Source organism: Methylobacterium iners, assembly GCF_022179305.1.
Lineage (GTDB): Bacteria > Pseudomonadota > Alphaproteobacteria > Rhizobiales > Beijerinckiaceae > Methylobacterium > Methylobacterium iners.
This window is the reverse complement of the sequence record NZ_BPQP01000070.1, coordinates 1-8,228: the sequence shown is the minus strand read 5'-3', so window position 1 is coordinate 8,228 and position 8,228 is coordinate 1. Positions and strand designations below refer to the sequence as shown.

The following is an 8,228-nucleotide window of genomic DNA, read 5'->3' as shown; positions in this document are numbered from 1 at the left end:
ATGACGCCTTCGATCGTCAGCAGCTCGCCGCCGACCTCGGTCCAGGCCAGGCCAGTGACCACGCCGACCTGATCCTCCTCGTCGATCTCGCCGTAGCGGAACTTCGGCGGGCCGAGGAATTCCGGCAGGGTCTCCTCGGTCACGGCTACGACCTTCACCTTGGTGATCAAGATCTCCTTGACCGCCTTGCGGATGAGGTTCGACAGCTCGCGCTCGAGGTTGCGGACGCCCGCCTCCCGCGTGTAGCGGCGGATGAGCATCAGCAGGCCGGCATCGTCGATCGACCATTCCTTGACGTCGAGGCCGTGCTTCTTGAGGGCGCCCGGGATCAGGTGCTTGCGCGCGATCTCGAGCTTCTCCTCCTCCGTGTAGCCGGCGATGCGGATCACCTCCATGCGGTCCATCAGGGGCGCGGGGATGTTCAGCGTGTTCGCCGTCGTCACGAACATCACGTGCGAGAGGTCGTAATCGACCTCCAGGTAATGGTCGTTGAAGGTCGAGTTCTGCTCGGGGTCCAGCACCTCGAGGAGCGCCGCCGACGGATCGCCGCGGAAATCCATCCCCATCTTGTCGATCTCGTCGAGCAGGATGAGTGGGTTCGAGGTCTTCGCCTTGCGCATCGACTGCACGATCTTGCCCGGCATCGAGCCGATATAGGTCCGGCGGTGACCGCGGATCTCGGCCTCGTCGCGCACGCCGCCGAGCGACATCCGCACGAACTCGCGACCCGTCGCCTTAGCGATCGACTTGCCGAGCGAGGTCTTGCCGACGCCGGGAGGACCGACGAGGCAGAGGATCGGGCCCGTGAGCTTGTTCGCCCGCTGCTGCACGGCGAGGTACTCGACGATGCGCTCCTTGACCTTGTCGAGGCCGAAATGGTCCTCGTCGAGCATCACCTGGGCGCCGGGCAGATCCTTCTTCATCTTCGAGCGCTTGTTCCACGGGATGCCGAGCATCCAGTCGAGGTAGTTGCGCACGACCGTGGCCTCGGCCGACATCGGCGACATCTGCCGCAGCTTCTTCAGCTCGGCGAGCGCCTTCTCGCGGGCCTCCTTGGTGAACTTGGTCTTCTCGATCTTGTCCTCGAGCTCGGCGAGCTCATCCCGGCCCTCGTCGTCGCCGAGCTCCTTCTGGATCGCCTTCATCTGCTCGTTCAGGTAGTACTCGCGCTGGGTCTTCTCCATCTGCCGCTTGACGCGGGTCCGGATGCGCTTCTCCACCTGGAGGACGGAGATCTCGCTCTCCATGAGCGACAGCACGCGCTCGAGGCGCTGCGCCACAGTCGGGATCTCGAGGATCGCCTGCTTGTCGGCGATCTTGACCGCGAGGTGCGAGCCGACCGTGTCGGCGAGCTTCGAGGGCTCGTCGATCTGCGTGACGGCGGAGACGACCTCGGGCGAGATCTTCTTGTTGAGCTTCACGTAATTCTCGAACTCGGAGATGACCGAGCGGGCGAGCGCCTCCGCCTCGACGCGGTCGCCGAGCTCGTCGGAGAGCGTCTCGGCCTCGGCCTCGTAATAGGCGTCCGAGCGGCTGAAGCGGGCGATCTTGGCGCGGCCGGCGCCCTCGACGAGCACCTTCACGGTGCCGTCGGGCAGCTTCAGGAGCTGCAGGACGGAGGCCAGCGTGCCGATCTTGTAGATGGCGTCGGTGGCCGGATCGTCGTCGCTCGCGTTGATCTGGGTCGCGAGCAGGATGTGGCGGTCGGTCCGGACCGCCTCCTCGAGGGCGCGGATCGACTTTTCGCGTCCGACGAAGAGCGGCACGATCATGTGCGGGAACACGACGATGTCGCGGAGTGGCAGGACGGCGTAGGTGCCCGTCGAGCCCGGAACGACCGGCTGGCGCGATTTCGATTGAGTCATGTCGGACTTCCTCATGATTGACGCCGGGCAGTCGCTCCTCGTCGCGAGCAAGCATCCTGCCAGGGGCCGACCGGGCCGCTAATGGGTCGGAAGCATTTTGAGATGTGCGGCTGGAGTGGCGCGGCACCGCACCTCAGAAGGTGAGCATGCGGCCATCGCGCTTCATGAAATCAGATGGATCGCGGGGAGGGTGGTTTCAAGCATCCTCCCCCGTACGCTTCGGCGGCTAAGACAACCCCGCCATGATCCTCAGGCGGACACGCTCGCCGGGGCTTCCTTGTTGCGGTCGCCGTGGATGTAGAGGGGCCGCGACTTGCCGTCGACGACCTCCGGGCCGATCACCACCTGCTCTACGGAATCGAGGCCGGGCAGGTCGTACATCGTCTCGAGCAGGATCGTCTCGAGGATCGAGCGCAGGCCGCGGGCGCCGGTCTTCCGCTCGATCGCCTTGCGGGCGACCATGGAGAGCGCCTCGTCCTGGAAGGTGAGGTCGACGTTCTCCATCTCGAACAGGCGCTGGTACTGCTTCACGAGCGCGTTCTTCGGCTCCTGCAGGATGCGCTTGAGGGCGACCTCGTCGAGGTCCTCCAGCGTCGCCAGCACGGGCAGACGACCCACGAACTCGGGGATCAGACCGAACTTGAGCAGGTCCTCCGGCTCGACCGAGCGGAAGATCTCGCCGGTGCGCCGGTCGTCGGGAGCCTGGACCGCGGCGCCGAAGCCGATCGAGGTGCCCTTGCCGCGCTGGGAGATGATCCGCTCCAGCCCCGCGAAGGCGCCGCCGCAGATGAAGAGGATGTTCGTCGTGTCGACCTGCAGGAATTCCTGCTGCGGGTGCTTGCGGCCGCCCTGCGGAGGCACGGAGGCGACGGTGCCCTCCATGATCTTCAGGAGCGCCTGCTGCACGCCCTCGCCCGAGACGTCGCGGGTGATCGAGGGATTATCCGACTTGCGGGAGATCTTGTCGATCTCGTCGATGTAGACGATGCCGCGCTGCGCTCGCTCGACGTTGTAGTCGGAGGCCTGGAGCAGCTTGAGGATGATGTTCTCCACGTCCTCGCCGACATAGCCGGCCTCGGTAAGCGTGGTGGCGTCGGCCATCGTGAAGGGCACGTCGAGGATGCGGGCGAGCGTCTGCGCGAGCAGCGTCTTGCCGGAGCCCGTCGGGCCGATCAGCATGATGTTGGACTTCGCCAGCTCGACGTCGTTGTGCTTCGAGGCGTGGGCGAGCCGCTTGTAGTGGTTGTGCACCGCGACCGAGAGGACCTTCTTCGCGAAATCCTGGCCGATGACGTAGTCATCGAGGACGCGGCGGATCTCCTTGGGCGTCGGCACGCCGTCGCGGGACTTCACCAGGGAGGACTTCGACTCCTCGCGTATGATGTCCATGCACAGTTCGACACACTCGTCGCAGATGAACACTGTCGGGCCCGCGATCAGCTTGCGGACCTCGTGCTGGCTCTTGCCGCAAAACGAGCAGTACAGCGTGCTCTTCGAGTCGTTGCCGCCAGTCTTGCTCATATCGGTCTCCGATTCGCGTGCGCGTCGCCAGCCGGGGCCATGCACGCATCGCTGAGATGTAATGTCATCCGCCTAAAGAAACAGTCACTGCGCCCATCCGGCGGGACCGGTCAGACCCGCGATGCAAGCATGCTGCCGCGGCGGGATCAAGGCGGGGCGTCGGCTCCGCAGGGGCAACCGCCCGAAAACGATTGCCCCGGTTTTCGTCTTTGCCTCCCCCTCCGCGTCCGCGGGGAGCTGAAGGGCGTCAGGCTGCCGCAGGCTCCGGCCGCTTCTGGATCACCTCGTCGATGAGGCCGAACTCCTTGGCCGCGTCGGCGGTCATGAAGTTGTCGCGCTCCAAGGCGTTGACGATGGCGTCGTAGTCGCGGCCCGTGTGCTTCACGTAGATCTCGTTGAGGCGCTTCTTCAGGGCTTCGATCTCGCGGGCATGGATCAGGATGTCGGTCGCCTGGCCCTGGAAGCCGCCCGACGGCTGGTGAACCATGATCCGGGCGTTGGGCAGGGCGAAGCGGTGGCCGGGCTCGCCGGCCGTGAGCAGCAGCGAGCCCATCGAGGCGGCCTGGCCGACGCAGAGCGTGGTCACCGGGCAGCGGATGAACTGCATGGTGTCGTAGATCGAGAGGCCCGAGGTCACCACGCCGCCGGGCGAGTTGATGTAGAAGGAGATCTCCTTCTTGGGGTTCTCGGCCTCGAGGAACAGGAGCTGCGCCACGATGAGCGAGGCGCCGTAATCCTCGACCGGACCCGTGAGGAAGATGATCCGCTCGCGCAGGAGGCGCGAGTAGATGTCGAAGGCGCGCTCGCCGCGGCTCGACTGCTCGACCACCATGGGCACGAGCGCGCTGTTATAATACTCGACCGGATCTCTCATCATCGTGCCCAAGCTCCAGAGAAGTCCGGCCGCGAACGAATCGCGCGGGCCGGACGGTCAGCGAACACCGGCGGCACTTAACGCCGCCTGACTCATTCGACAGCCCGCTGCCCCCTTGAGCGCGTCGGGCTTCAGCCAGCCGTCTCGGCGGCCGGTTTGGCCTCGCCGTCCTCGGACTCCGCCTCGTCAGCGAAGAGCGCCTCCTTCGAGACGGGCTCCTCGACGAGCTTGACCTGCGCGAGGACGTGGTCGACGACCTTCTCCTCGAACAGGGGCGCGCGAAGTTCGGCGAGCGCCTGTGCATTCTTCCGGTAGAAGTCCCAGACCTGCTGCTCCTGGCCCGGGAACTGCCGGACCCGGGCGATCAGCGCCTGGTTCACCTCGTCGTCGGTCACCTTGATATCGGCGGTCTCGCCGACCTGCGCAAGCACCAGACCGAGCCGGACGCGCCGCTCCGCGATCTTGCGGTACTCGCCCTGGGCCTCCTCCTCGGTGGTGTCCTCGTCGGCGAAGGTCTTGCCACGGTTCTTCAGGTCCTGCTCCACCTGCGCCCAGACGGCGGCGAACTCCTGGTGCACCAGGCTCGGGGGCAGGTCGAAGGTGTACTTGGCGTCGAGCGCGTCGAGGAGCTCCTTCTTGAGCTTGCGCCGGGACTGCGCCTCGAAGTCGCTGCTGAGCGCGGTCGAGACCGCCTCCTTCAGCTTGTCGAGGGATTCGAGCCCGAAGCCCTTGGCGAGCTCGTCGTCGATCGTCACCTCGCCCGCCGCCTTGATTGCGGTGACGGTCACGTCGAACTCCGCATCCTTGCCCGCGAGCTGCTCGGCCGCGTAGCCCTCGGGGAACGTCGCCTTCACGACGCGCTGGTCGCCGACCTTGGCCCCGACGAGCTGGTCCTCGAAGCCGGGAATGAACGAGCCGGAGCCGAGTTCGAGGTCGACCCCCTCGCCCTTGCCGCCCTCGAACTCGACGCCGTCGATGCGGCCCACGAAATCGATGGTGACCCGATCGCCCTTCTCGGCCGCGGCCCTCTCGTCCCGATCGGTGAAGGGGCGGTTCTGGCCGGCCATGCGGGTGATGGCCTCGTCGACTTCCTCATCGGAGGGCTTGGCGACGTACTTGGTCAGGCTGATGTCGGAGAGATCGGCGAGCTCGAAGCTCGGAAGCACTTCGAGGCCGACATTGATGGCGATGTCGGACTTGCCGTCGAGCGCCCGCTCGATCACCGACTTCTCGCCCGGGAACTCGACCTTGGGCTCGAGGGCGAGCTTGAGGTTGTTGTCGGTGACGATCTTCTGGTTCGCCTCGTTGACGGCGTTCTGGAGCACGTCGGCCATGACGGAGCGGCCGTAGAGCTTGCGCAGGTGGGCGACGGGGACCTTGCCGGGGCGGAAGCCCTTGATCTGGGCCTTGTCCTTCAGGGTCGAGAGTTCGCTGGTCAGGCGCTCTTCGAGCTCGGCCGCCGCGAACAGCACCTGAAACTCGCGCTTCAGGCCCTGGGAGAGTGTCTCGGTCACCTGCATGGTCGTCTCGCTGTCGTCCGTGTGATCGTGCAATGCTTCGAATTTGGTCGCGGCCCGCGATCGACGCGCGGTCGAAGGCCCAAGCTCGCGGCGGCAGGGCGGGCCGGCCAACGATGTGAGCCAATCCGATGCCGATGCGGCTGGTGCGGGCGGAGGGGCTCGAACCCCCACGACTCATCGTCACTGGAACCTAAATCCAGCGCGTCTACCAGTTCCGCCACGCCCGCAAGCGCCTACGCCCGGCGCGCGTCCGAGCGCCAGAGCGGGGCTCTATAGCATGCACGATCCGGCCCGCAGCAAAAAACTTCGGGCGAGGCGAGGTGGTTGGCGAGGGACGAAGCGGCCGTTTACAAGCGGCTCGCCGTCCGGAAGCCGACGCGCCAGAGGTCCCATGCCGCAACGCCCAAAGCCTTCGCCGGACCTCGTGCCGGACCACGGCATCCCCCGGCGCGGCGTGCTCACCGGCGCGGCCGCCCTCGCGCTCTGGCCCGGCGCATCCCGCGCCCAGCCTGCGCCGACGGCCCCATCGCCCGAGGTGCGAACCCTGTCGGCAGGTCCGGCCACGCTGCGCCTCAAGCCGGACCCGGCTTCCGAGACGGCGGTCTGGTGCTTCGACGGCAGGACGCAGCCGCCCGTGCTGCGGGTGAAGCTCGGCGAGACCGTGCGGGCGCGGCTGGAGAACCGCACCGAGCGCCCGCTCAGCCTCCACTGGCACGGCGTGCGCAACCAGAACGCCATGGACGGCGTCGGCGGCGTCACCCAGGCCCCGATCGCGCCGGGCGGCGATTTCACCTACGCCTTCACCCCGCCCGATGCCGGAACCTACCTGATCCGGCCCTCGGTCGTCGGGGGTGCGAGCGAGCCGTCGGGCCGCGGGTTGGCGGGCATGCTCGTCGTCGAGGAGCGCACGCCGCCGGCCGTGGACCGTGACGTGACGATCCTGCTGCAGGATTGGCGCCTCGACGACGCCGGCGCGCTGCTGCCCTTCGGACAGACGCTCTTCGCCGCCACCTCCGGCCGGCTCGGCAGCCTCGTCACGGTCAACGGAAGGCCGATGCCGGAGGCGATCGAGGCCCAGCCCGGCAGCCGCCTGCGCCTGCGGATCGGCAATGCCTGCAACGCCCGGGCGACGCGCATTCGCTTCGACGGGCTCAAGGTCTACGTCGCGGCGGTGGACGGTCAGCCGACCGACACCTTCGAACCCCTGCGCGCGACGCTGCCCTTCCCGCCGGGCACCCGCTACGACCTCATCCTCGACCTGCCGGCGGAGGCGGCGAGCGGCTCGGTCACCGTGCTGATCGGCAACGGCCTGCCGCTCGCCACCGTCACGACGAAGGGCGAGCCGGTCACCGAGAAGCGGCCGCCGATCGGGCCGATCGGGGACAACAAGCTGCTGCCGGCCGAGGTCAAGCTGCAGAGCGCGTTCCGGCGCGATCTCACCCTCACCGGCGGCGCCAGGGTCGACAAGGAGAAGCCGGCGGCCGAGCCGGTCTATACCGGCGATCCGCAGCGCGTCTGGGCGATCAACGGGGCGAGCGGCGCCGCCGGGCAGCCGCCGCTCTTCACGGTCAAGCGCGGGCAGGTCGTGGTGCTCGCCCTCAAGAACGAGACCGCCTTCCAGCAGGTGCTGCACCTGCACGGCCACGCGTTCCGCCTACTGCACGCCCTCGACGACGGCTGGGAGCCCTACTGGCTCGACACCTTCCAGCTCCCCGAGGGCCGCACCGCCCGCATCGCCTTCCGTGCCGACAATCCCGGGCGCTGGCTCATCGCCTCAAGCGTCCTGGAGCGCTTCGACACCGGGCTCTGGACCTCGTTTGAGGTCACCTGACTCTCACCCCCGCACGATGAAGCGCAGGAAGTAGACGAGCGCCGTGAATCCCCCGAGGCTGAGCGCGTAGAAGGCGACGAACCAGAGAAGGCGACCGGCCTTGCGCGGCGGCGTCGGCCCCGCCGCGCTCAATGGCCATAGCCCCCGCCGGTGATGTCTTCCGCGACCTTCCCCCGGAAGACCCAGTAGGCGTAGGCCGTGTAGGCGAGCGTCAGCGGCATGATCACTGCGTAGCCGACGAGGGCGAATTGCAGGGCGCTGACGGCGTTGGCCGCCTGCCAGATCGTCATCGCCGGCGGCACGATGTAGGGGAACAGGCTGATCGTCAGGCCGAGGAAGCCGAGCAGGAACAGGGCGATGCTCAGCAGGAAGGGCATCACCTCGGCCCCGTCCTTGATGCTGCGGTAGATCCGCCAGCACACGAAGGCGGTCACGAGGGGCACGGGCGCGAAATAGGCGATGTTCGGCCAGGACAGCCAGCGCCGCTCGATCTCGAGGCCGAGGAAGGGCACCCAGGCGCTGACGATCGCCATCGACACCATCGTGCCTGCGAGGAACTGAATGCTCTTGCGCCGGGCCCAGACCTCGGGCGAGCTCGAGGTCTGGGCCCGGCGCAA

Annotated in this window: 7 protein-coding genes and 1 tRNA gene; 1 reads left to right on the top strand and 7 read right to left on the bottom strand. The window is 67.4% G+C overall.

Features of this window, described 5'->3' with window-relative positions; genetic code table 11:
• The 5 genes from lon to MFF55_RS20290 all read right to left on the bottom strand — a co-directional run.
• Positions 1-1,865: endopeptidase La (gene lon / locus MFF55_RS20310; protein WP_238245926.1), on the bottom strand; the 1,865-nt coding region annotated here is incomplete at its 3' end.
• Between the two features lie 249 nt (positions 1,866-2,114).
• Positions 2,115-3,386 (bottom strand): ATP-dependent Clp protease ATP-binding subunit ClpX, encoded by a 1,272-nt coding sequence (clpX, locus tag MFF55_RS20305; RefSeq protein WP_238245925.1) that lies wholly within the window; start codon positions 3,384-3,386, stop codon positions 2,115-2,117.
• Between the two features lie 247 nt (positions 3,387-3,633).
• Positions 3,634-4,260: an ATP-dependent Clp protease proteolytic subunit gene (locus MFF55_RS20300; protein ID WP_238245927.1), complete on the bottom strand. Its 627-nt coding sequence runs from the start codon at positions 4,258-4,260 to the stop codon at positions 3,634-3,636.
• A gap of 131 nt (positions 4,261-4,391) precedes the next feature.
• The gene (gene tig / locus MFF55_RS20295; RefSeq protein WP_238245924.1) at positions 4,392-5,780 is read right to left on the bottom strand and encodes a trigger factor; all 1,389 of its coding nucleotides are present in this window, start codon (positions 5,778-5,780) and stop codon (positions 4,392-4,394) included.
• A gap of 141 nt (positions 5,781-5,921) precedes the next feature.
• Positions 5,922-6,007: transfer RNA gene (locus MFF55_RS20290), tRNA-Leu, on the bottom strand.
• 164 nt (positions 6,008-6,171) lie between these two features.
• Here MFF55_RS20290 and MFF55_RS20285 point away from each other — a divergent pair.
• Entirely contained in the window at positions 6,172-7,611 is a 1,440-nt protein-coding gene (locus tag MFF55_RS20285; RefSeq protein WP_238245923.1) for a multicopper oxidase family protein, read from the top strand.
• Between the two features lie 3 nt (positions 7,612-7,614).
• Here MFF55_RS20285 and MFF55_RS26880 read toward each other — a convergent pair whose 3' ends face one another.
• Both MFF55_RS26880 and MFF55_RS20280 read right to left on the bottom strand, forming a co-directional pair.
• Positions 7,615-7,743, bottom strand: a complete 129-nt coding sequence (locus MFF55_RS26880) for a hypothetical protein (RefSeq protein ID WP_283206776.1) — start codon at positions 7,741-7,743, stop codon at positions 7,615-7,617.
• A partial coding sequence (locus tag MFF55_RS20280) for a cytochrome d ubiquinol oxidase subunit II (RefSeq protein WP_238245922.1) occupies positions 7,740-8,228 on the bottom strand: 489 nt, incomplete at its 5' end. The genes MFF55_RS20280 and MFF55_RS26880, both read right to left, overlap by 4 nt.

Excerpts from the sequence above, each read along its gene's own strand:
- clpX (WP_238245925.1), bottom strand. The coding sequence starts at position 3,386 with ATGAGCAAGACTGGCGGCAACGACTCGAAGAGCACGCTGTACTGCTCG.
- MFF55_RS20300 (WP_238245927.1), bottom strand. The coding sequence starts at position 4,260 with ATGAGAGATCCGGTCGAGTATTATAACAGCGCGCTCGTGCCCATGGTG.
- tig (WP_238245924.1), bottom strand. The coding sequence starts at position 5,780 with ATGCAGGTGACCGAGACACTCTCCCAGGGCCTGAAGCGCGAGTTTCAG.
- MFF55_RS20285 (WP_238245923.1), top strand. The coding sequence starts at position 6,172 with ATGCCGCAACGCCCAAAGCCTTCGCCGGACCTCGTGCCGGACCACGGC.